This window comes from uncultured Castellaniella sp., assembly GCF_937988725.1.
In the GTDB taxonomy this organism is placed as follows: domain Bacteria; phylum Pseudomonadota; class Gammaproteobacteria; order Burkholderiales; family Burkholderiaceae_B; genus Castellaniella.
In genome coordinates, this window is record NZ_CALKHS010000008.1 from 204,955 (window position 1) to 228,561 (window position 23,607).

Sequence of the window (23,607 nt, forward strand, 5' to 3'; positions counted from 1 at the left end):
TGAAAAAAGCCGCCCCGGACGAATCCGGGGCGGCTTTTCAGCACACTGCGAACAACGGCTTATTCTTCGGACGGCGAATCCGAATCCGCAGCCGGGTCGGCATCGCTGCCGGCCTCGTCGGTACCCACATGGGCCATTTCCGAAGGATCGGCGAACGGATTGGCCAGCTCGCGCGCGGCGGCCCGTTCGGCGGCCTCGAAGATCTCCTTTTCGTGGCGGGCGATATGGTAGGACATACCGGTACCCGCCGGGATCAGGCGACCCACGATGACGTTTTCCTTCAGGCCGCGCAGTTCGTCGCGCTTGCCCATGATGGCGGCTTCGGTCAGCACCCGGGTCGTTTCCTGGAAGGAAGCGGCGGAGATGAACGAATCCGTGGACAGCGAGGCCTTGGTGATCCCCAGCAGCACGTTGTCGTACGTGGCCGGGATCTTGCCCTCGGCTTCCATGCGGTCGTTGGCATTCAGCAGCTCGGCGCGTTCAACCTGTTCGCCGGTGATGAATTCCGTATCGCCCGCATTGGTGATGTTCACGCGACGCAGCATCTGACGCACGATGACTTCGATGTGCTTGTCGTTGATCTTCACGCCCTGCAGACGATAGACGTCCTGGACTTCGTTGACCACGTAGGAGGCCAGCGGCTCGATGCCCTGCAGACGCAGGATGTCGTGCGGGTCGGCCGGACCGTCGACGATCAGTTCGCCCTTGTTGACCACCTGGCCGTCGTGCACCAGCACCTGCTTTTCCTTGGAAATCAGGAACTCGTGGCTGACGCCGTCCATGTCGGTGATGACCAGGCGCTGCTTGCCCTTGGTGTCCTTGCCGAACGACACCGTGCCGGTGATTTCGGCCAGCACGCCGGCGTCCTTCGGGGAACGGGCTTCGAACAGTTCGGCCACGCGCGGCAGACCGCCCGTGATGTCGCGGGTCTTCTGCGATTCCTGTGGAATCCGCGCCAGGAAGTCGCCCACGCCGACGGCCTGGCCGTCGCGCACGGTGATCAGGGCGCCCACGGGCAACGAGATCGCCACGGCGTGGTCGGTGCCGGCGACCTTGATTTCCTGGCCCTGCTCGTCCAGCAGCAGGATCTGCGGACGCGCCGCGCCCTTGGTGCTGCGCGTCTTGGGCGTGATCACCACCAGCGTGGACAGGCCCGTGATTTCGTCGACCTGACGGGCGACGGTCACGCCTTCCTCGATGTTGGCGAAGCGGATCGTGCCGGTGTATTCGGACACGATCGGGCGGGTCAGCGGATCCCAGGAAGCCAGCTTGGCGCCGGCCTTGATGGTGTCGCCGTCGCCCACCAGGATGGTGGCGCCGTAGGGAACCTTGTGGCGTTCGCGTTCGCGACGGTTGTCGTCATAGACGACGATTTCGCCGGACCGCGACACCGCGATGCGGTCGCCCTTGGCATTGGTCAGGTAGCGCAGGCCGATGGCGAAGCCCACCGAACCGGCGGACTTGGTCTCGATCGAGCTGGCCAGCGCCGAACGCGAGGCCGCGCCGCCGATGTGGAAGGTCCGCATCGTCAGCTGCGTGCCCGGCTCGCCGATGGACTGGGCGGCGATCACGCCGACCGCTTCGCCCTTGTTGACCAGGGAACCGCGACCCAGATCACGCCCATAACAATGGGCGCACAGGCCATGGCGGGTTTCGCAGGTCAGCGGCGTGCGGATCTTGACTTCGTCGATGCCCAGCTCGTCGATCAGTTCGACCTTGTTCTCGTCCAGCAGCGTGCCGGCCGGAATGACGGTTTCCTGAGTGTCCGGATTGACGATGTCGATGGCCGCCACCCGGCCCAGCACGCGGTCGCGCAGGGCTTCGACGACTTCGCCGCCTTCCAGCAGGGCCTTCATCACGTAGCCGTGCGTGGTGCCGCAATCGTCCTCGGTGATGACCAGGTCCTGGGTCACGTCCACCAGACGGCGGGTCAGGTAACCGGAGTTGGCGGTCTTCAGCGCCGTGTCGGCCAGGCCTTTACGCGCGCCGTGCGTCGAGATGAAGTACTGCAGCACGTTCAGGCCTTCCCGGAAGTTGGCCGTGATCGGGGTTTCGATGATGGAGCCGTCCGGCTTGGCCATCAGGCCGCGCATCCCCGCCAGCTGGCGGATCTGGGCGGCGGAACCCCGGGCGCCGGAGTCGGCCATCATGTAGATGGAATTGAAGGATTCCTGGCGCACTTCCTTGCCGTGGCGGTCGATGACCGGCTCGGTGGAGAGCTGTTCCATCATGGCCTTGCCCACGCGGTCGCCGGCCTTGCCCCAGATGTCCACCACGTTGTTGTAGCGTTCCTGGGCGGTGACCAGACCGGAGGAGTACTGGCGGTCGATTTCCTTCACTTCGCTGGAGGCCTGCGCCAGGATGTCGCGCTTGGCGTCGGGCACCACCATGTCGCCCATGGCGATGGACACGCCCGCGCGGGTGGCCAGGCGGTAGCCGGACTGCATCAGCTTGTCGGCGAAGATCACCGTGGCCCGCAGGCCGCAACGGCGATAGCACATGTTGATGAGCTTGGAGATTTCCTTCTTCTTCAGCGCCTTGTTCAGCACGGTGAACGGCAGGCCCTGCGGCAGGATCTCGGACAGCAGCGCGCGGCCCACCGTGGTCTGATAGCGGTGGACTTCCTGCTTCCACTCGCCGTCCTCGCCCTTGGTGTATTCCGGCACGCGCGTCGTGATGCGGGTCTGCAGCTCGACTTCGTGGTTGTCGTAGGCGCGCTGGACCTCGGCCAGGTCGGCCAGGAACATGCCCTCGCCCTTGCCGTTGATGCGTTCACGCGAGGCATAGTACAGGCCCAGCACGATGTCCTGGGACGGCACGATGGCCGGTTCGCCGTTGGCCGGGAACAGCACGTTGTTGGACGCCAGCATCAGGGTGCGGGCTTCCAGCTGGGCTTCCAGGGACAGCGGCACGTGCACGGCCATCTGGTCGCCGTCGAAGTCGGCGTTGAAGGCCGCGCAGACCAGCGGGTGCAGCTGGATGGCCTTGCCTTCGATCAGCTGCGGCTCGAACGCCTGGATGCCCAGGCGGTGCAGGGTCGGCGCCCGGTTCAGCATGACCGGGTGTTCGCGAATGACTTCTTCCAGGATGTCCCAGACGACGGGTTCCTGGCTCTCGACCAGTTTCTTCGCCGCCTTGATGGTGGTCGCCAGACCCATCATTTCCAGACGATTGAAAATGAAGGGCTTGAACAGTTCCAGCGCCATCAGCTTGGGCAGGCCGCACTGGTGCAGGCGCAGCTGCGGGCCCACCACGATCACGGAACGGCCGGAGTAGTCGACGCGCTTGCCCAGCAGGTTCTGACGGAAGCGCCCGCTCTTGCCCTTGATCATGTCGGCCAGGGACTTCAGCTGGCGCTTGTTGGCGCCGGTCATGGCCTTGCCGCGGCGGCCGTTGTCCAGCAGCGAATCCACGGATTCCTGCAGCATGCGCTTTTCGTTGCGCAGGATGATGTCCGGAGCCTTGAGTTCCAGCAGGCGCTTCAGGCGGTTGTTGCGGTTGATGACGCGGCGGTACAGGTCGTTCAGATCGGACGTGGCGAAGCGCCCGCCGTCCAGCGGCACCAGGGGCCGCAGGTCCGGCGGCAGCACCGGCAGGACTTCCATGATCATCCAGTCGGGCTTGATGCCGGACTTCTGGAAGCCTTCCAGGACCTTCAGGCGCTTGGAGATCTTCTTGATCTTGGCGTCGGAACCCGTGGCCTTGAGCTCGCCGCGCAGTTTCTCGACTTCGGAATCGATGTCGATGGTGCGCAGCAGTTCGCGCACGGCTTCCGCGCCCATCAGGGCGTGGAAGTCGTCGCCGTATTCTTCCGTCTTGGACAGGTAGTCGTCGTCGGACATGATCTGGCCGCGCTTGAGCGGCGTCATGCCGGGTTCGATCACGCACCAGGCTTCAAAGTACAGCACGCGCTCGATGTCGCGCAGCGTCATGTCCAGCACCATGCCCAGCCGCGACGGCAGGGACTTCAGGAACCAGATGTGCGCGACCGGGCTGGCCAGTTCGATGTGGCCCATGCGTTCGCGGCGGACCTTCGCCACCGTGACTTCGACGCCGCACTTTTCGCAGATGACGCCGCGATGCTTCAGGCGCTTGTACTTGCCGCACAGGCACTCGTAGTCCTTGATCGGGCCGAAGATCTTGGCGCAGAACAGGCCGTCGCGTTCGGGCTTGAACGTGCGGTAGTTGATGGTCTCGGGCTTGCGGACCTCGCCGAAAGACCACGAACGGATCTTCTCGGGCGAAGCAATCCCGATGCGGATGGCGTCGAATTGCTCGTCTTGGGAGACTTGCTTGAAGAGATCGAGTAGCGCTTTCATTATTTACGCTCCAGATCCATGTCCAGGGACAGGGATCGAATTTCCTTGACCAGCACGTTGAAGGATTCGGGCATGCCCGCATCGATCACGTGATCGCCCTTGACGATGTTCTCGTAGACCTTGGTACGGCCGGAGATATCGTCGGACTTCACCGTCAGCATTTCCTGCAGGGTATAGGAGGCGCCATAGGCTTCCAGCGCCCAGACTTCCATTTCCCCGAAACGCTGGCCCCCGAACTGCGCCTTGCCGCCCAGCGGCTGCTGCGTGACCAGGGAGTACGGGCCGGTGGAACGGGCGTGCATCTTGTCGTCCACCAGGTGGTGCAGCTTCAGGAAGTGCATGTAGCCCACGGTCACGGGACGCTCGAATTCCTCGCCCGTGCGGCCGTCGGTCAGCCAGGCCTGGGTGCGGCCGCTGGTCAGCTTGAGCTTTTCCGCGACTTCATCCGGATAGGCGACTTCCAGCATGTGGGTGATGTCTTCCTCGGTCGCGCCGTCGAACACCGGCGTGGCCAGCGGCACACCGCGGCGCAGATTGTTGGCCAGCGACATGATTTCGTCGTCGGACAGCTGATCCAGCTTCGCGGAACCGCTGTAGACGGTATCCAGCACCTTGCGAACGGCCTTGATCTGCACGCCGCGCTCTTCGTCGAGCAGGTCGGCGACACGCTGACCCAGACCCTTGGCGGCCCAGCCCAGGTGAACTTCCAGCACCTGGCCGATGTTCATCCGCGACGGCACCCCCAGAGGGTTCAGCACGATGTCCACCGGCGTGCCGTCGGCCATGTGCGGCATGTCTTCGATCGGGGTGATGCGAGAGACGACGCCCTTGTTGCCGTGGCGGCCGGCCATCTTGTCGCCCGGCTGCAGGCGGCGCTTGACGGCTAGGTAGACCTTGATCATCTTCAGCACGCCCGGCGGCAGTTCGTCGCCCTGCGTGAGCTTCTTGCGCTTTTCCTCGAAGGCCAGGTCGAACTGGTGGCGCTTCTGTTCCAGCGCGTCCTTGACCTGTTCCAGCGCGACGGCGGCGTCTTCATCCGCCAGGCGGATGTCGAACCACTGCCAGCGGTCCAGGTCGTCCAGGTACTCGGCGGCCAGCGCCGTGCCCTTGGACAGCTTGCGGGGGCCGCCGTTGGCGGTCTTGCCCAGCAGTTGCTTGCGCAGGCGGTCGAAGGCGTCGTTCTCGACGATGCGCAGCTGGTCGTTCAGGTCCTGGCGATAGCGGCGCAGTTCGTCGTCGATGATGGACTGGGCGCGCTTGTCGCGCTCGATGCCTTCACGGGTGAAGACCTGCACGTCGATGACGGTGCCCACCATGCCGGAGGGCACGCGCAGCGACGTGTCCTTCACGTCGGACGCTTTTTCGCCGAAGATGGCGCGCAGCAGCTTTTCTTCCGGCGTCAGCTGGGTCTCGCCCTTGGGCGTGACCTTGCCGACCAGCACGTCGTCGGCGCGGACTTCGGCGCCGATGTGCACGATGCCGGAATCATCCAGGCGGTTCAGCTGGGTTTCGGCCAGGTTCGAGATGTCGCGCGTGATTTCCTCGGGTCCGAGCTTCGTGTCGCGGGCGACGACGGTCAGTTCCTCGATGTGGATCGAGGTGTAGCGGTCGTCCGCCACCACGCGCTCGGAGATCAGCACCGAGTCTTCGAAGTTGTAGCCGTTCCAGGGCATGAACGCGATCAGCATGTTCTGGCCCAGGGCGAGTTCGCCCAGGTCGCTGGACGCGCCGTCGGCCAGCACGTCGCCGCGCGCGACCAGGTCGCCGCGCGACACGATGGGACGCTGGTTGATGTTCGTGTTCTGGTTGGAGCGGGTGTACTTCTTCAGGTTGTAGATGTCCACGCCGACTTCGCCGGCGATGTTTTCATCGTCGTTCACCCGGATCACGACGCGTTCCGCATCGACGAAGTCGACGATGCCGCCGCGCGTGGCCTGCACGGTGGTGCCCGAGTCGACGGCCACGGTGCGTTCGATGCCGGTGCCGACCAGCGGCTTTTCCGGGCGCAGGCAAGGCACGGCCTGGCGCTGCATGTTGGCGCCCATCAGCGCGCGGTTCGCGTCGTCGTGTTCCAGGAACGGAATCAGGGACGCCGCCACCGACACGATCTGCGACGGGGCCACGTCCATGTAGTGGACGTTGGCCGGGGCCGTCAGCATGGTTTCACCGGCTTCGCGGCAGGCGACCAGGTCGTCCTCGAAACGGCCCTCATCGTCCAGATGCGCGTTGGCCTGGGCGATGACGTACTTGCTTTCCTCGATGGCCGACAGGTATTCGATCTGGTCGGACACCCGGCCGTCGATGATCTTGCGGTACGGGGTTTCCAGGAAGCCGTATTCGTTCAGGCGGGCGTACAGGGCCAGGGAGTTGATCAGGCCGATGTTCGGGCCTTCCGGCGTTTCGATCGGGCAGACGCGGCCGTAGTGGGTCGGGTGCACGTCGCGGACTTCGAAGCCCGCGCGCTCGCGCGTCAGGCCGCCCGGTCCCAGGGCGGACACGCGGCGCTTGTGCGTGATTTCCGACAGCGGGTTGGTCTGGTCCATGAACTGCGACAGCTGGCTGGAACCGAAGAATTCCTTGATGGCCGCGGAGATCGGCTTGGAATTGATCAGGTCGTGCGGCATCAGGTTTTCGGTTTCCGCCTGCCCCAGACGTTCCTTCACGGCGCGCTCGACGCGCACCAGGCCGGCGCGGAACTGGTTTTCCGCCAGTTCGCCCACGCAGCGCACGCGGCGATTGCCCAGGTGATCGATGTCGTCGATCTGGCCGCGGCCGTTGCGCAGATCCACCAGAACCTTGATGGTGCTGAGGATGTCGTCGTCGGTCAGCGTCAGCGGGCCTTCGTTGCCCTGGTTCAGGCCCAGGCGGCTGTTGACCTTCATGCGGCCCACGCGCGACAGGTCGTAGGTTTCCTCGGAATAGAACAGGCGCTGGAACAGGGCCTCGACGGCCTCTTCGGTCGGCGGCTCGCCGGGACGCATCATGCGGTAGATGGCCACGCGCGCGGCCATCTGGTCGGCGGTCTCATCCGTGCGCAGCGTCTGGGAGATGTAGGCGCCTTCGTTCAGTTCGTTGATGTACAGCGTTTCGATGTCGCGGATGCCGGCGGCGCGAAGTTCGGCCAGCAGGGATTCCGTGATTTCGTCGTTGGCCTGCGCCAGCACTTCGCCGGTGTCGGGGCTGACGACGTTCTTCGCCAGCACGCGGCCCAGCAGGAAGTCTTCCGGCACCGAGATGTGGTCGACCTTGGCGTTGGTCAGGTCGCGCAGGTGCTTGGCGTTGATGCGCTTGTCTTTTTCGACGATGACATTGCCTTTCTTGTCGGCGATGTCGAAGCGGGCGACCTCGCCCTTCCAGCGTTCCGGCACGAATTCCAGCATGCCGCCTTCATTGTGCAGCGCGATGTGGTCGAAGCTGGAGAAATAGGCCAGGATGGCCTCCGGCGTCATGCCGAGGGCCTTCAGCAGGATGGTGACGGCCATCTTGCGGCGACGGTCGATCCGGAAGAACAGGATGTCCTTGGGGTCGAATTCGAAATCCAGCCACGAGCCGCGGTAAGGAATCACGCGGGCGGAAAACAGCAGCTTGCCGGAACTGTGGGTCTTGCCGCGGTCGTGCTCGAAGAACACGCCGGGCGAACGGTGCAGCTGCGACACGATGACACGTTCCGTGCCATTGATCACGAACGACCCGGTGTCCGTCATGAGCGGGATTTCGCCCATGTAGACTTCCTGTTCCTTCACTTCCTTGACGGTGGGCTTGCTGACCTCGCGGTCCATCAGCACCAGGCGGACTTTCGCCCGCAGCGGCGAAGCGTAGGTCAGACCACGCAGCTGGCATTCCTTGACGTCAAAGACCGGGGTGCCCAGCACATAGCTGACAAATTCCAAACGGGCCATCTGGTTGTGGCTGACGATTGGAAATATCGAATTGAAGGCCGCCTGCAGACCTTCATCCTTGCGTTTGGATGCGGTAGTATCCGCCTGCAGGAAGGTCTTGAACGAATGCAATTGCGTGGCCAGCAGATAGGGGACGTCCTGGACGTCCGCGCGCTTGGCGAAGCTTTTGCGTATGCGCTTCTTTTCGGTGTACGAATAAGGCATGAGCACTCCGACTCGAGGGTTGCTTAGGCCGTTAACCACGGCCATGGTTTACGACTCCGGAAAACCCGGCTCTGGGCGACGCCGCGGGGGCATCGAACGCGGGTTTTCTGGAAACGCAAAAGCCCGGGAAGGCGTAATCGCTTCCCGGGCGCAGCGGACAGGGTCTTACTTCAGTTCGACCTTGGCGCCGGCTTCTTCCAGCTTCTTCTTGGCGTCTTCGGCAGCCGCCTTGTCCAAGCCTTCCTTGACGGGCTTCGGAGCGCCGTCAACCAGGTCCTTGGCTTCTTTCAGGCCCAGACCGGTGATTTCGCGAACAGCCTTGATGACGCTGACCTTGTTGGCGCCGACTTCGGCCAGGACGACCGTGAATTCGGTCTGCTCTTCAGCAGCGGCGGCAGCGCCGCCGGCGGCCGGGGCAGCAGCCACGGCGACAGCGGCCGCAGCGGCGGACACGCCGAATTTGTCTTCCATTTCTTTGATCAGCTCGGACAGTTCGAGCACGCTCATGGCGGCGATCGCGTCCAGGATTTCAGCTTTAGTTGCCATTTTTAGAACTCCAGATAATTAAATAAGCCAGGTTTGGTTGTCGCTGGTAACAGCGAAGCCCCACGCAGTCTGCTTACGCAGCCTGCTTTTGGTCGCGGATGGCCGCCAGGCCGCGCACGAACTTCGTGGGCACTTCGTTGAGCGTACGCACAAACTGAGCGATGGGCGCCTGCATGGTGCCCAGCAGCTTCGACAGCAATTCCTCGCGCGACGGCATCGTGGCCAAGGCCTTGACGCCATCCTGGTTCAACAGGCTGTTGGGCAAGGCCCCGCCGGTGATGACCAGTTTGTCGTTGGTTTTCGCGAAATCGGACAGGACCTTGGCGGCCGCGACCGGGTCAGTGCTGATCCCGTAGATCAGCGGACCGGTCAGCTGTGCCGACAACCCGTCGAACGGGGTGCCGGACAGCGCGCGACGCACCAGCGTGTTTTTCAACACGCGCAGGTACACGCCCGATTCACGCGCAGTTTTGCGCAATACGGTTACGGAGGCGACGTCCAGACCACGGTACTCGGCGACGATGATCGACTGGGCGCGGCTGACTTCAGCAGCGACTTCCTCGATGACCACAGCCTTTTCTTGGCGATTGAGACTCATGGTTGAACACTCCTTCTAACGATGCCGGAGAAACCCCCGACATCAACCGAATGCGGCGCACCTGGTCGAGTTCATGAATGAATTCTTCCTGGGCGCCGTCTACGCTGGATCCGGTCGACTACCCGGGATTAAGCCCTTGATCCGATGATGTCTGGATCGAAGGCTCCAGCGGTCTTTGACAGCAGCGCCCGATCAAGCGACCGGGCGCAGCCCAAAGTTCTGTGTGTCTTAGGCGGCCAGCGAGGCCACTTCGACACGCGCCCCGCCACCCATGGTGGAGGACACGGCAACCTTGCGCAGATAGATGCCCTTGGCCGCCGTGGGGCGGGCCTTGTTCAGGGCATCGATCAGAGCGCCGAGATTGCTTTGCAGCTTTTCAACGTCAAAGGACGCGCGGCCGATCGTGGCATGAATGATGCCGGCCTTGTCGGTGCGGTACTGCACCTGACCAGCCTTGGCATTCTTCACGGCGGTGGCGACGTCGGGCGTGACGGTGCCGACCTTGGGGTTCGGCATCAGGCCGCGGGGACCCAGCACCTGACCCAGGGCGCCGACGACGCGCATGGTGTCGGGCGAGGCGATGACGACGTCAAAGTCGATGTTGCCGGCCTTGATGCTGGCAGCCAGGTCGTCCAGGCCGACGATGTCGGCGCCGGCGGCCTTGGCGGCTTCGGCCTTCTCGCCCTGGGCGAACACGGCGACGCGAACGGACTTGCCCGTGCCGGCGGGCAGCACGACGGAACCGCGGACCAGTTGGTCGGATTTCTTCGGGTCGATGCCCAGCTGGACAGCCACGTCGATGGATTCATCGAACTTGGCGGTGGCGGTTTCCTTGACCAGGGTCAGGGCTTCGGCCACGGGGTACAGCTTGGTGCGGTCGATCTTGGCAGCGATGGCTGCGGCGCGTTTGCTGAGCTTTGCCATGATTACACCACCCCTTCCACGTCGATGCCCATGCTGCGGGCGCTACCGGCAATGGTCCGCACGGCGGCGTCCAGGTCGGCTGCCGTCAGATCCGGTTCCTTGGTCTTGGCGATCTCTTCCGCCTGGGCGCGGGTCAGCTTGCCGACCTTTTCGGAGTTCGGGCGAGCCGAAGCCTTCTGAATGCCGGCGGCCTTCTTGATCAGAATCGTGGCCGGCGGAGTCTTCATGATGAACGTGAAGCTCTTGTCGGCGAACGCGGTGATCACCACGGGGATCGGCAGACCGGGTTCCATGCCCTGGGTCTTGGCGTTGAACGCCTTGCAGAATTCCATGATGTTCAGGCCGCGCTGACCCAGCGCCGGACCGATCGGGGGAGAGGGATTGGCTTTACCAGCTGGCACTTGCAGCTTGATGAAGCCGACGATTTTCTTCGCCATGCGATGCTCCTGTCGGGTACTTGCGCCTGCCTTCGAAAAGACGGGCTCCCCGAGTTAATGAAAGCCCCCACGCTGCGCCTGGGGGTAAGAAATCAGACCTTTTCGACCTGACTGAAATCCAGCTCGACCGGCGTGGCGCGACCGAAGATCGTGACCGACACGCGGACCTTGCTTTTTTCGTAGTTGACTTCTTCGACACTGCCGTTGAAGTCGGCAAACGGGCCTTCCTTGACGCGGACGGTTTCGCCCACCTCGAAGAGAACCTTGGGACGCGGCTTTTCCACGCCCTCTTCCATTTGCGACAAAATCTTCTCGACCTCGCGTTCGGAGATCGGCGCCGGGCGATTGCCCGAGCCGCCCAGGAACCCGGTGACACGATTGGTGCTCTTGACCAGGTGCCAGGTTTCGTCGGTCAGATCCATTTCGACCAGCACGTAGCCCGGGAAGATCCGACGTTCGGTGATGGACTTGCGGCCATCCTTGATTTCGACGACTTCTTCCGAAGGAACCAGGATACGGCCAAAGGCATCCTGCAGCCCGGCGCGATCAATGCGTTCAACCAGGGCCTTATGGACGCTTTTTTCCATGCCAGAATAGACATGGACGACATACCAGCGTTTGCTCATGCGGAAATTTTTCCTTAGTTCCAGCCCAGCAGCAGACCATAGATGATCCAGCCCAGGAGCTTGTCAGCCACCCACAGCAGGACCCCCATGGCAACCACAAAGGCGAACACAATCGCTGTCATGCGCGTGGTTTCCTGGCGCGAAGGCCAGACGACACGGCGGGTTTCGTTGTAGGACTCGCGGCCGAAGGCCAGGGTGCGACGTCCGGTATCGCTGAACACGACGATCACGGCGGCCACGACCAGGCCCGCGATGAAAGCGCCGATGCGCACGTAAGTCGGCTGATCGACCAGAACCGAATACGCCACGATTCCCGCCGCAATGACAAGCACAGCCAGACCGAGCTTGATCCGATCGGCGGTTCGATTGACTGTTTCTACGTTCTGTTGCGACATAATCGGGCGGTTGACACCGCAATGGCGGCGAAGTGATCGGTGGCAGGGGCAGAAGGAATCGAACCCTCAACCTTCGGTTTTGGAGACCGACGCTCTGCCAATTGAGCTATACCCCTAGACCTAAAAACGATGGTGCGTTGCCGCACCGTCGTTTTTTAAAACGTGGCGGGCGGCCAGCCCACCATTGTACATCAGTTTTACTTGATGATTTTGGCGACGACGCCGGCGCCCACGGTACGGCCACCTTCGCGGATGGCGAAGCGCAGGCCTTCTTCCATGGCGATCGGCGCAATCAGGTTCACCGTCATCGAGACGTTGTCACCCGGCAGCACCATTTCCTTGTCGGCCGGCAGCTCGATGGTCCCCGTCACGTCGGTCGTGCGGAAGTAGAACTGCGGACGATAGCCCTTGAAGAACGGCGTGTGGCGACCACCCTCGTCCTTGGACAGAATGTACACCTCGGCCGTGAAGTTCGTGTGCGGGTGGATCGAACCGGGCTTGGCCAGCACCTGGCCGCGCTCGACTTCCTCGCGCTTGGTGCCGCGCAGCAAAATGCCCACGTTGTCGCCCGCCTGACCCTGGTCCAGCAGCTTGCGGAACATTTCCACGCCCGTGCAGGTCGTCTTGATCGTGTCGTGGATACCCACGATTTCGATTTCCTCGCCCACCTTGATGATGCCGCGTTCCACGCGACCCGTCACCACCGTGCCGCGACCCGAGATCGAGAACACGTCTTCCACCGGCATCAGGAACGTGCCGTCCACGGCGCGCTCCGGCGTCGGGATGTAGCTGTCCAGCGCTTCGGCCAGTTGCATGATCGCTTGCGCGCCCAGGGGGCCTTCATCGCCGTCCAGCGCCATCTTGGCCGAACCCTTGATGATCGGCGTGTCGTCGCCCGGGAAGTCGTACTTCGACAGAAGTTCGCGCACTTCCATCTCGACCAGCTCCAGCAGCTCCTCGTCGTCGACCATGTCGCACTTGTTCAGGAACACGATGATGTAGGGCACGCCCACCTGGCGGGCCAGCAGGATGTGTTCGCGCGTCTGCGGCATCGGGCCGTCAGCGGCCGACACCACCAGAATCGCGCCGTCCATCTGCGCGGCGCCCGTGATCATGTTCTTGACGTAGTCGGCGTGGCCCGGGCAGTCAACGTGCGCGTAGTGACGGTTGGCCGTCTCGTATTCCACGTGCGAGGTGTTGATCGTGATGCCGCGCGCCTTTTCCTCGGGCGCGTTGTCAATCTGGTCGTAGCCCTTGGCTTCGCCGCCCAGCGCCTTGGCCAGCACCGTCGTGATCGCCGCCGTCAGGGTCGTCTTGCCGTGGTCAACGTGCCCGATCGTACCCACGTTCACGTGCGGTTTGGTCCGTTCAAACTTGCCTTTTGCCATGGCTGACTCCTGATATGGAATGAGAGCTGGTCTAAAAATCTGTGGTGCCCATGATGCGGATCGAACGCATGACCTCTCCCTTACCAAGGGAGTGCTCTACCACTGAGCCACATGGGCGGTATTCGAATTGATACCGTCAGCAAATACCCGCTGGAGCGGGTGAAGGGAATCGAACCCTCGTCGTAAGCTTGGAAGGCTTCTGCTCTACCATTGAGCTACACCCGCGATTCGGTTTCCCTGCTGACTTTGTCTTCTGTTTTGGCAGAAAACAGGCCGCTTGGTGGTGGGGGTTGGATTCGAACCAACGTAGGCGCAAGGCCAACAGATTTACAGTCTGCCCCCTTTAACCACTCGGGCACCCCACCGAAGCGAATCACGGATTATGAAGATATTCCGAAAGCTTGTCAAGCGCCCTGGTCTTGCGCGGCCAGGACCCGGCCCAGCCCCTGGCGCTCCAGCAGAGCATCCAGATGCGTCCAGTCCGAAAAGTCGATCACCAGCTGGCCGCCCTTCCGGGCGCCGGTCTTGATCCGCACGCGCGTCGCAAGGTGATCCGACAGGGCTTTTTCCAGCCGGCCCAGATCGCCCGCGCCGGTTTTGGGATCGGCCCGAGCCACCCGCCCCGACGGCGTCATGACCGCCTGGTCTTCCTCGCGCAGGGCGCGGGCGACGCGTTTTTCGGTTTCACGCACCGACAGGCGGCGGGCGACGACCTCGTGGGCCAGCAGGATCTGGCGGGCGGCGTCGGTCGCGAGCAAGGCGCGGGCGTGCCCCATGTCGATGTCCCCTGCCAGCAGCATGGTCTGCACCGGTTCCGCCAGATTCAACAGTCGCAGCAGGTTGCTGGTCGCCGACCGGGAACGGCCGATCGCAGTGGCGGCCTGTTCGTGCGTCAGGCCGAATTCGTCCAGCAGGCGACGCACGCCATGGGCCTCTTCCAGGGGATTGAGGTCTTCGCGCTGAATGTTCTCGATCAGGGCCATCGCGGCGGCGTTCTCGTCGGCCACCTGGCGCACCAGCACGGGCACTTCGGTCAGGCCGGCGATCTGGGCCGCGCGGAACCGGCGTTCGCCGGCGATGATCTCGTACTGGCCGGCGCCCGAATCCAGCGGCCGCACCAGGATCGGCTGCATGATGCCTTGGGCGCGGATCGAATCGGCCAGGTCGTTGAGCGCGCCTTCGTCCATCCGGGTGCGCGGCTGATAGCGGCCGGCCTGCAGGACGGCCACCGGCAATTGATGAGGCGCATCGGATGCGGGGGCGCTGCCCACCGCGTCCAGCGCGCCGCGATCCGCCCCCAGCAGGGCGTCCAGGCCGCGGCCCAGTCCTTTTTTTCGAGTTGCCATCGGATAAGTCCTTGTCAGTGTGGGGGCCGGTTCAGGCGGCGCGGCGGCGGATCCGTCCGCCCACGCGGCGGATCAGTTCTTCGCCGAAGGCGAGATAAGCCTTGGCCCCGCGTGAGGATTTGTCGTAGATCACCCCCGGCATGCCGTGACTGGGGGCTTCGGCCAGGCGGACATTGCGCGGAACGACGGATCTGAAGACCTTGTCCCCGAAGTGCGATTCCAGCTGTTCCGAAACCTGCTGCTGCAGGGTGACCCGGGTGTCGAACATGACGCGCAGCAGCCCGATCAGTTCCAGCCCGGGGTTCAGGTTGCGATAGACGCGTTTGATGGTGTTGACCAGGTCGGACAGCCCTTCCAGGGCGAAATATTCGCACTGCATGGGAATGATCACGCCATGGGCGCCCGACAGGCCGTTGAGCGTCAGCAGGGACAGCGTCGGCGGGCAGTCGATCAGGATGAAATCGTAGTCGGGGGCGATCTGGTCCAGCGCTTTCTTCAACTGGGTTTCACGGTTTTCCATGCCGACCAGATCGATTTCCGCCCCGGACAGTTCCCGGTTGGACGGCAGCACGTCGTAGTTGCCGGATTCCGAACGGATCCGCGCATCCGCCACCCGGGCTTCGCCGATCAGCACCTGGTACAGATTGACGGCGGCGCCGTTCTTGTCGATGCCGCTGCCCATGGTGGCGTTGCCCTGCGGATCCAGGTCCACCAGCAGGACACGCTGCCCATGCAGCGCCAGGGCGGCGGCCAGATTGATGGCCGTGGTGGTCTTGCCCACCCCGCCCTTCTGGTTGGCGATGCAGAACACACGGGCTTCGGGTTTCGGGCTATCGGCTGTCATGGGGTTCCTTCAATCCGAGTTCCAACAGGCAACGCTGCGCATCCATGTCCGGAACACGCAGCACCGTCCGAGACTTCACTGTCCAGTCGGTCGCTGATTCCAGCGCCTGACATTCGTCATGCGGATACTGGCCCTTCATGGCCAGCATCACGCCATCGGACGATCGATGATGTCCGGCGACCCGGACGAAATCGCTGAGCGAGGCGAATGCGCGGGAAATCACCACGTCCGCACGCAGGCTGTCCAGGGCCTCGATCCGGCCATGGACAGCCTGAACGTTCTTCAGTCCCAGCACCCCGGCCGCCTGGCGGACGAAGGCCGTCTTCTTGCCCACGGCGTCCACGCAGAAGATGGTCCAGTCCGGCTGGCAAATCCCCAGAATGATACCCGGTAAACCCGCGCCGGACCCCATGTCCGCGATCCGGGTGTCCCGCCCGGCCCGGATGCCACGCACCGCCGGCACGACGGCCAAGCTATCGAAGACGTGCTGCACCAGCATGTCGGCGGGATCGCGCACGGCCGTCAGGTTGTAGGCCCTGTTCCAGTGATGCAATTGCTGCAGATAGGCCAGCAGCTGATCCGCCCGGCCCAGGTCCTGCGCCATTCCCAGCGACTGCAGGGCGGCGTCCAGCGGCTCGCGGAACGGCGAAAGATCCTGGCTCATGCGGCTTTTCGCCCCCGCTGGATCCGTTTCAGATGCACCAGCAACAGGGAAACGGCCGCCGGCGTGACGCCGGAGATCCGGCCTGCCTGGCCGATCGTCGCCGGCCGGGCGGATTCCAGGCGCTGACGGACCTCGGTGGACAGCCCCGAAACGTGCCCGTAATCGAAATCGCCGGGAATCGCGTGACCTTCCTGCGCGCGCTGGCGTTCGATCTCCAGGCGCTGGCGTTCCACGTAGCCGGCATATTTCACTTGGATGCCCAGCTGCTCGACCTGATCGGCCTGGGCCAGCCCCGGGCCGGCCAGCGGAGCGTCGTCCAGATCGCGCAGCGACATCAGTTGCCCGTAATCCACGTCGGGGCGCTTGAGCAGATCCAGCAGGCTGGGATGGCGGTCCTGATGCTGCAGGGAAAACCGCTCGCGATCCTGCACGCTCAAGACGGCCGGGTTGATCCGGGTCTCCCGCAGGCGCTGGATTTCCGCCGCGACCGCATCGCGCTTGCGGCTGAAGGCATCCCAACGCGCATCATCCACCAACCCCAGGCGGCGCCCGATTTCCGTCAGCCGCTGGTCCGCATTGTCCTCGCGCAGGCTCAAACGGTATTCCGCCCGGGACGTAAACATTCTGTAAGGTTCAGTAACACCTTTAGTTACAAGATCGTCGACCAGTACACCCAGATAGGCTTCCTGCCGCGGGATGACCCAGGGTTCCTGCCCCCTGCATCGCAAGGCTGCGTTGGCCCCCGCCATCAGGCCCTGCGCGGCGGCCTCCTCATATCCGGTCGTACCATTGATCTGCCCGGCAAAAAACAGGTTTTGAATGGCCTTGGTTTCCAGCCAGGCATGCAGATGCCGCGGATCGAAGTAATCATATTCAATCGCATACCCTGGGCGCATGATCCGCGCATTTTCCAGACCTGGCAAGCTTCGGACCAGGGCATACTGGATGTCGAACGGCAAGCTGGTGGAAATACCGTTGGGATAGATCTCACACGAAGATGCGCCCTCGGGTTCCAGAAAAACCTGATGACTGGTCTTGTCGGCAAACCGGTGGATCTTATCTTCGATGGACGGACAGTAGCGCGGCCCTACCCCCTCTATGGTCCCCTGGTCGCTGTACAGCGGCGACCGATCCAGGCCGGAGCGCACGATCTCGTGAGACCGTTCCGTCGTATGAGTGATCCAGCATGGCACCTGCTCCGGGTGCATATCTGCCCTGCCCAGAAACGAAAACACAGGCACAGGGTCCAGATCTCCAGGCTGAACTTCCGTCTTCGAGAAATCGATGGTTTTGGCGTCGATTCGCGGAGGCGTTCCGGTTTTGAGTCTGCCTTGGGGCAACTTCAGCTCTTTCAAGCGCTGCCCCAAACTGGTAGCGGGAGGATCTCCCGCGCGACCAGCCGCGTAATGAGACAAGCCCACATGCATCAGGCCATTCAGGAAAGTACCTGCCGTCAGCACAACTGTCTTGGCGCGAAAGACCAGACCGATCTGCGTTTTCGCGCCGACCACGCGATCACCTTCCAGAATCAGGTCATCGACAGATTGCTGGAAAATCATCAAATTCTGCTGCGATTGCAGCATCATCCGGATGGCCCGCCGATAAAGAGAACGGTCCGCTTGCGCACGAGTTGCGCGGACGGCAGGGCCTTTGGAGCGATTCAGAATCCGGAACTGAATGCCAGCCAGATCCGTCGCCCAAGCCATGCCTCCCCCTAAGGCATCCACCTCTTTGACCAGATGTCCTTTCCCGATTCCGCCGATCGACGGATTGCAGGACATCTGACCCAAGGTATCCATGTTATGGGTCAACAACAAGGTAGCAGCCCCCATTCGGGCGGCTGCTAATGCGGCTTCCGTTCCCGCATGGCCACCGCCAATGACGAGAACATCAAATTCTTCGGAGTAATTCATGGGAAAACAAAGGAGGAGTTCGCGACATTATACGTCTCTGAACTCAGCAAGCCAGCGTTGTTTCACGTGAAACAACATCAGACCGTGAACATGATGTTCCACGTGAAACACCCATACCCCGATAAACGCCAGGGAGAGCATAGCGGCATGTTCCACGTGAAACTTCTGCGGTCCGCACGGAGGCAATTTACGCGAGCCATCATGTTTCACGTGAAACATCAACAAAACAGGGCAGGGGATAAAGCTGTGGACAAGTAAGGGAAAACCGCGTACAACTTATCGAGCCATACAAAAGAAAAAGGCACTCAACGAGTGCCTTTCGAAATCAACCGCGCTGGAATTTACAGCGGGCGGATCTCAGCAGCCTGGGGACCCTTGGGGCCGTCCTTGACTTCGAACTGAACCACTTGCCCTTCGTTCAGGCTGCGGTAGCCGCGGCCTTCGATAGCGGAGAAGTGAGCAAACACGTCAGAACCGCCGGCGTCCGGAGTGATGAAGCCGAAACCCTTTTCAGCATTAAACCATTTGACTTTGCCCGTTTGAGCCATGATCAGGTACGTCCTAATAAAAGAAAGAAAACAACAATGAATCAAGAACGCGGAAACGGAACAGATCGTGCCTGAGTAGCGGTGAGCGACAGGGCAAGCCTACTGCGAGACGTGCGTGCTGCTTGAATTGCATTGCAACAGGGAGAATAACCACGCTTGCAAAAAAGTCAAATCATAGTTTTCCCTAAGTCAGATTGTATCCGCGCCGGCTACGTCCTGCATGAATAATTGGCGAATTTCCTTAAAAAGTATTCCAAATCCAACATATATGATCAAACTAAAATCGAAACTGCCTTTGGTGGGGGACACCATCTTCAGCGAAATGAGCACATTGGCTCATCACTTGAATGCCATCAACCTGGGGCAGGGGTTTCCGGATTATCAGCCGGACAGCGATTTATTGAACGCGGTATGCCAGGCCATTCAGCAAGGCCCTAACCAATACGCCCCCATGACCGGAGTGCCGGCGCTGCGCCAGGCCATTCGAGACAAGGTCATCGCGCACCAAGGCCATCCCTACGACGCGGATACCGACATCACTGTCACTTCCGGAGCCACCGAAGCCCTGACCTCCAGCATTCTGGCGCTGGTCCATGCAGGCGACGAAGTCATTCTGATTGACCCGTCCTACGATCTTTACGCCCCCGTCGTGACATTGGCGGGCGGCACATCCGTTCGTGTCGCGATGAATCCGCCCACACAGGACAAGCCTCGATTCTCCCTGGACTGGAATGCCATCGCGCATGCCGTCACATCCAGAACCCGACTGTTGATATTGAATTTTCCGCATAACCCCAGCGGCCTGACGCTGCGCGAAGAAGATCTGGACGCCCTGGAACAGATCGCAGCCAGGCACGATTTCCTGATCATGTCAGACGAGGCCTACGAGCACATCGTCTTCGACGGCAACTCTCATCTCAGCCCGACCTCCCGTCCCGCTCTGGCCGCGCGCTGCATACTGGTGTCGTCCTTCGCGAAAACATTCCATGCCACGGCCTGGAAAATCGGCTACTGCTGCGCACCAGGTCCGATATCCCAGGAGATCCGCAAGGTCCATCAGTTCGCCGTGTATTCGGTAAACACGCCCATCCAGGCAGGAATCGCCGCTTATCTCAAACAGACACAAGCCATCCAGGGGCTGTCCGCCTTTTACCAGCGCAAGCGCGACCGACTGGTGCAGGGCCTGAATGCCAGCAGGTTGCGGCCTCTGCATTCCGAAGGCACGTTCTTCCTGCTGGTCGACACCAGCGCACTGGGCGAAGGCCTGGAAAAAGAACTGGCCATCAGACTGGCACAAGAGGCGGGGGTGGCCACGATACCCGTCTCGGCGTTCTATGAGGATCCCGCATCACCGCGCGCGAACCACCAGCTGCTGCGCCTGTGCTTTGCCAAGCAGGACGCCACGCTGGATACCGCCATCGAAAGATTGGTGAACGTGTAGGAAAGACTGCTGAGGTTCTCGGAGCGAGGCATCTGTTTGTCTTTATCTTTTATATTTAACTGATAAGACTGATGGAGTCCTGTGGATAAGTGGCATAAATCACTTATTCTTTTAGAATCAGTTGCTTATGAAAGATTTCCCAGTGGATGACCATGTGACCCCGTGATGGACCGTTTGGGGACACCTTTTCATCGATCCGGAAAAACCGGACTTGTGCATATCCCGTCCACCGATGATTCACAGCCCGCGTCCCCTCTGTTTATCCACAAGAGAGGGGGCCGATGAACGGAATTCCACTTCCTGACGGTGTGCTGAAAAAAACTTGCGTGCGGGTCCTGCTCGGACCGGACAGGGCGCCCGAGCCGGGCAGGCGACTTGCTGAAGTCGGGAGATGAGGTACCCCAGGTTCGTAGCTCGTCCGTGCCGTACCCCGGAAAGAGCCTGCAGGAAATCGGTCGAGCCCAGGCCCGGATCCATCTTCTTCTAACAATCTTCTATATATCTATAAGATAGTTGATGGATGCCTGTGGATAAGTGGGACAAGCTGGAAAGTCCCGCCGAATCAAGGCCGTGGCCGATTTTTTCCTGTGGTTTGTCGTGGGGACCGATGGGGGATGGATTGTGGACCGATTGCGGACTGTCCCCGGGTCGGCGACTTATCGACAAACTGTCCCCAGGAAGTTCACGGCCCACCGCCCCTCTGTTTGTCCACAGCCCGGATCAGGTCGTGGGCAGTTGCTGTCCGTTGTCGAAAACCAGTTGGCGTTCCGGCCAGAGCAGGGCGGCCAGGCGGTAGCGTGTGGCGCTGACGCGGCCCTGCTGCCGACGCTCGCTCCAGCGGGCGCCGACGGAATAATCGATGCAGTAGGCCTGGCGCTGCGATCCGTGCCAGGAAGTGGGGCCGACATGCTGGAACAGGCGGCTGTAGCGCCAGTGATCCAGCTTCTCGGGAGCCTGGAACAGGCGCCAGTAGTGGCCGATGACGACGGGAGTCGGATCGGGATCCTGGTCCCACCAGGCGATGCGGTCCGAATAGCGCCATCGGTGGCCGGAATAGAAGGGCTGGGCGCTGCGGGCTTCGATGCCGGATGTCATGCGCTTGATCGGGTTGAAGCGCTGCTGCAGGGATTCGAAATCGGCGACGGCGTCCAGGTAGGGGGGCGGATCGTTGGGGTCTTCCAGTTCGCGGCTCCAGCGTTCGCGTTCGGCGATGTAGCGCGCCCGCAGGTCGTTTTTTTCCGCCAGCTGCTGAATGCGCAGATCCCATTCGTGGATCAGTTCCAGGATGCTTCCCAGGGGAGCCCCGGCGACGGATTCGATGGCGACCGGATCCCAGGCCGCATGGACGATCCGGAGGCCGGGCATGCGGATGGCCAGGGGCAGGCTGCAGAAAAAGTCGCGGATTTCGGGGCGCTGAGTAGCCGTGGCCCGGGTGAATGGCGCGTAATGCGGGGTGTCCGGGGTTTCACGGCTGTCGAAGAACCACCCGGAACCGTCCTTGGCGTCGTGGGCCAGCAGGTTGATTTCGTGGTTGCCCAGAATGGCCAGCGCGCGTCCCTGGTCGACCAGTTCGCGCACCCGCTGGATCACGGCCACGCTGTCCGGGCCACGGTCGCACAGGTCGCCGATGAAGATCAGCAGTCTGTCTTTGAGTGCGGGGTGATGATCGAGTTGATCCAGCAAGGCATCGAGCGCCTGGATCTCGCCGTGGATGTCGCCGATGATGGCCAACGGCTGTTCGGCCAGGGTGTGGACAAGTGTTGGGTTCATGCCCCTATTTTCCTTCGCGCCGGGATTGAGGACAATGGGAGGAATCCGGGGGGTGGGTTTTGCAGGAGACTGTCTGATGAGCCGATATCAGGTCAGCGGGTGGCAGAACAGCTATCAGGAAGGATCGGACGGCGAAGTTCTCAAGAACAAGCTGGGCATCGTCACGCGCGATGACATCAATCATGCGGAACTGATGCTGCTGCGCAAGCTGTATGTCCATGTCCTGCAGCAATTGCCTCAGGGGGCGATCACGGTCCGCCTGATCCGGGAATGGCATCGCCGCTGGCTGGGCAATGTGTATGCCTGGGCGGGTTGCGAACGTTCGGTCAACATGAGCAAGGGCGGTTTCCCATTTGCGGCGGCCGACCGGATTCCGGCTTTGCTGGAGGATTACGATCGGTGCTACCTGGCCCGGTACACGCCGTGTTTCGGCATGTCGCGCCCCGACCTGATCGAAGCCATTGCCCTGACGCACGTGGAATTCATCCTGATCCATCCGTTTCGAGAAGGCAACGGCAGGATCGCGCGTCTGCTGGCGGACGTGATGGCCGTGCAGGCCGGCCTGGGGCCGCTGGACTACAGTCCGTGGGAAGCTCACCGGTCCCATTACATCCAGGCCATCCAGATGGGGCTGATGGGCGATTATCAGTTGATGAAGACCTGGGTCGAGCGCATCGTGCCCGAAGAAGAAAACTGATCAGGCCGGACCGGAGACGGCCAGTTCCAGCGCGGGAAAGCGGCCGTCGGACAGCAGTTGGTTTTCGAGTTCCTGGATGGCCTGGCCGGTTTCGATGGCCGTCGAACTGGCGACGGCGCGGATGATGCGGCGCAGGTCCACGGCGGGAGCCGCGGCCAGCAGATCGGGAACGAGCGGAAGGGTGCTGGAAAGCATGCCCCATTATACTTCGCATTGCGTGGAAGCCCCTGATTCCAGATGGAAAATTTGTATTCAAGGCGTTTGAATGCAGGGATTTCGAGACATTTCCTAAGGGTTATCTAAGTATTGCGATGTAAGGTCGCAGGCTGGCCGCTTTTGGCCAGTTTGAACAGGATGCTGGAATGGGACATGTTCCTATGGATGCCGATTCGGCCGATGGCAAGGCGAATGCGGCGACGCTCGATGCGACCTGGGCGCATCTGGCCAAGGCTCAGGTGCGCCGCCGCCGCGCACTGGGTATTCTGGCCGCCATGGCCGTCTGCGTGCTGCCCTGGGTGAGTTCCGCCTGGCCCGAATCCAGCTGGATGAACCAGGGCCTGGAATGGATCGGGCTGGCCTTCCTGATTCTGGCCGTGCTGGGACGCTGCGCCTGCATGCTGTACCTGGGGGGCCGCAAAGGCGCGGATCTGGTGGCCGAAGGCCCTTATTCGGTCAGCCGCAATCCCTTGTACGTGTTTTCCATCCTGGCGGTTTTCGGCATCGGGCTGCAGACGGGCAGCCTGGTGGTCGGGCTGGCATTGGCGGCGCTGGCCAGCCTGATTTTCCATTGGATCGTCGGCGAAGAAGAGATCTTGTTGCGCCAGGCTTTCGGCGCCAGCTACGAGGCATATTGCCGGAAGACTCCGCGCTTCCTGCCCAAATGGTCCTTGTGGGAATCGCCCCAGCACGTCACGGTGGATCTGCAGGGCGTTTGGAATACCGTGCGTGACGCCTTGCCATACTTTCTTTCCATTCCTGTCTTCGAGGCCATCGAAGCCGCCCAACAGGCGGGATGGGTGCATGTATACTTTTTTCTGTTCTGACCCAA

Annotated in this window: 19 protein-coding genes and 4 tRNA genes; 3 read left to right on the forward strand and 20 right to left on the reverse strand. The window is 62.0% G+C overall.

The genetic code is table 11. From position 1 onward, the window contains the following. Nucleotides 1-59: 59 nt before the first annotated feature. The 18 genes from rpoC to Q0263_RS07310 all read right to left on the reverse strand — a co-directional run bounded on the left by rpoC (nt 60) and on the right by Q0263_RS07310 (nt 18,651). Entirely contained in the window at nt 60-4,319 is a 4,260-nt protein-coding gene (rpoC, locus tag Q0263_RS07225; protein ID WP_298014833.1) for a DNA-directed RNA polymerase subunit beta', read from the reverse strand. Beyond that, nucleotides 4,319-8,422, reverse strand: coding sequence for a DNA-directed RNA polymerase subunit beta (gene rpoB / locus Q0263_RS07230; protein WP_298014835.1), 4,104 nt, complete (start codon nt 8,420-8,422; stop codon nt 4,319-4,321). Before rpoB ends, rpoC begins: the two co-directional genes overlap by 1 nt. Before the next feature lie 165 nt (nt 8,423-8,587). Next, nucleotides 8,588-8,968 carry a 50S ribosomal protein L7/L12 gene (gene rplL / locus Q0263_RS07235; protein WP_298014837.1) on the reverse strand — a complete coding sequence of 127 codons (381 nt, stop codon included), beginning with the start codon at nt 8,966-8,968 and terminating at the stop codon, nt 8,588-8,590. Between the two features lie 73 nt (nt 8,969-9,041). Next, a complete protein-coding gene (gene rplJ / locus Q0263_RS07240) occupies nt 9,042-9,566 on the reverse strand; it encodes a 50S ribosomal protein L10 (protein WP_298014839.1) in 525 nt (174 codons plus the stop codon). Nucleotides 9,567-9,794: 228 nt separating this feature from the next. Continuing rightward, a complete protein-coding gene (gene rplA, locus Q0263_RS07245) occupies nt 9,795-10,490 on the reverse strand; it encodes a 50S ribosomal protein L1 (protein ID WP_298014841.1) in 696 nt (231 codons plus the stop codon). 2 nt (nt 10,491-10,492) lie between these two features. Beyond that, the gene (rplK, locus tag Q0263_RS07250) at nt 10,493-10,927 is read right to left on the reverse strand and encodes a 50S ribosomal protein L11 (RefSeq protein ID WP_298014843.1); all 435 of its coding nucleotides are present in this window, start codon (nt 10,925-10,927) and stop codon (nt 10,493-10,495) included. Between the two features lie 92 nt (nt 10,928-11,019). Next, complete coding sequence (nusG, locus tag Q0263_RS07255; protein ID WP_298014846.1) at nt 11,020-11,553, reverse strand: transcription termination/antitermination protein NusG; 534 nt, start codon at nt 11,551-11,553, stop codon at nt 11,020-11,022. A 14-nt stretch (nt 11,554-11,567) separates the two neighbouring features. After that, entirely contained in the window at nt 11,568-11,948 is a 381-nt protein-coding gene (gene secE, locus Q0263_RS07260) for a preprotein translocase subunit SecE (protein WP_298014848.1), read from the reverse strand. A gap of 40 nt (nt 11,949-11,988) precedes the next feature. Further along, a tRNA-Trp gene (locus Q0263_RS07265) sits at nt 11,989-12,064 on the reverse strand. An 81-nt stretch (nt 12,065-12,145) separates the two neighbouring features. Continuing rightward, a complete protein-coding gene (gene tuf / locus Q0263_RS07270; RefSeq protein WP_298014790.1) occupies nt 12,146-13,336 on the reverse strand; it encodes an elongation factor Tu in 1,191 nt (396 codons plus the stop codon). Nucleotides 13,337-13,378: 42 nt separating this feature from the next. Next, a tRNA-Thr gene (locus Q0263_RS07275) sits at nt 13,379-13,453 on the reverse strand. Nucleotides 13,454-13,487: 34 nt separating this feature from the next. Continuing rightward, nucleotides 13,488-13,561, reverse strand: a tRNA-Gly gene (locus tag Q0263_RS07280). Between the two features lie 53 nt (nt 13,562-13,614). Beyond that, nucleotides 13,615-13,701: transfer RNA gene (locus Q0263_RS07285), tRNA-Tyr, on the reverse strand. Between the two features lie 39 nt (nt 13,702-13,740). Continuing rightward, nucleotides 13,741-14,682: a ParB/RepB/Spo0J family partition protein gene (locus tag Q0263_RS07290; protein WP_298014850.1), complete on the reverse strand. Its 942-nt coding sequence runs from the start codon at nt 14,680-14,682 to the stop codon at nt 13,741-13,743. Nucleotides 14,683-14,713: 31 nt separating this feature from the next. Further along, complete coding sequence (locus Q0263_RS07295) at nt 14,714-15,526, reverse strand: AAA family ATPase (RefSeq protein ID WP_298014852.1); 813 nt, start codon at nt 15,524-15,526, stop codon at nt 14,714-14,716. Beyond that, entirely contained in the window at nt 15,513-16,190 is a 678-nt protein-coding gene (gene rsmG, locus Q0263_RS07300; RefSeq protein WP_298014854.1) for a 16S rRNA (guanine(527)-N(7))-methyltransferase RsmG, read from the reverse strand. The genes Q0263_RS07295 and rsmG overlap by 14 nt, the downstream gene beginning before the upstream one ends. After that, nucleotides 16,187-18,103: a tRNA uridine-5-carboxymethylaminomethyl(34) synthesis enzyme MnmG gene (gene mnmG / locus Q0263_RS07305; RefSeq protein ID WP_298014856.1), complete on the reverse strand. Its 1,917-nt coding sequence runs from the start codon at nt 18,101-18,103 to the stop codon at nt 16,187-16,189. Before mnmG ends, rsmG begins: the two co-directional genes overlap by 4 nt. Before the next feature lie 341 nt (nt 18,104-18,444). Further along, complete coding sequence (locus tag Q0263_RS07310; protein ID WP_298014858.1) at nt 18,445-18,651, reverse strand: cold-shock protein; 207 nt, start codon at nt 18,649-18,651, stop codon at nt 18,445-18,447. Nucleotides 18,652-18,871: 220 nt separating this feature from the next. On the opposite strand from Q0263_RS07310, the gene Q0263_RS07315 reads away from it, so the two are divergent. Next, nucleotides 18,872-20,092 carry a methionine aminotransferase gene (locus Q0263_RS07315; RefSeq protein WP_298014860.1) on the forward strand — a complete coding sequence of 407 codons (1,221 nt, stop codon included), beginning with the start codon at nt 18,872-18,874 and terminating at the stop codon, nt 20,090-20,092. Between the two features lie 720 nt (nt 20,093-20,812). Here Q0263_RS07315 and Q0263_RS07320 read toward each other — a convergent pair. Continuing rightward, nucleotides 20,813-21,862 (reverse strand): metallophosphoesterase, encoded by a 1,050-nt coding sequence (locus Q0263_RS07320; RefSeq protein ID WP_298014862.1) that lies wholly within the window; start codon nt 21,860-21,862, stop codon nt 20,813-20,815. A 76-nt stretch (nt 21,863-21,938) separates the two neighbouring features. Between Q0263_RS07320 and Q0263_RS07325 the strand changes: the two genes are divergently transcribed. After that, nucleotides 21,939-22,559, forward strand: a complete 621-nt coding sequence (locus Q0263_RS07325; protein WP_298014864.1) for a Fic family protein — start codon at nt 21,939-21,941, stop codon at nt 22,557-22,559. On the opposite strand, the gene Q0263_RS07330 is transcribed toward Q0263_RS07325, so the two are convergent. After that, on the reverse strand, nt 22,560-22,754 hold the full coding sequence (locus Q0263_RS07330; protein WP_298014866.1) for a hypothetical protein: 195 nt from the start codon (nt 22,752-22,754) through the stop codon (nt 22,560-22,562). It lies immediately after the preceding gene. Nucleotides 22,755-22,921: 167 nt separating this feature from the next. Between Q0263_RS07330 and Q0263_RS07335 the strand changes: the two genes are divergently transcribed. Next, nucleotides 22,922-23,602, forward strand: a complete 681-nt coding sequence (locus Q0263_RS07335) for an isoprenylcysteine carboxylmethyltransferase family protein (protein WP_298014868.1) — start codon at nt 22,922-22,924, stop codon at nt 23,600-23,602. Nucleotides 23,603-23,607 lie beyond the last annotated feature (5 nt).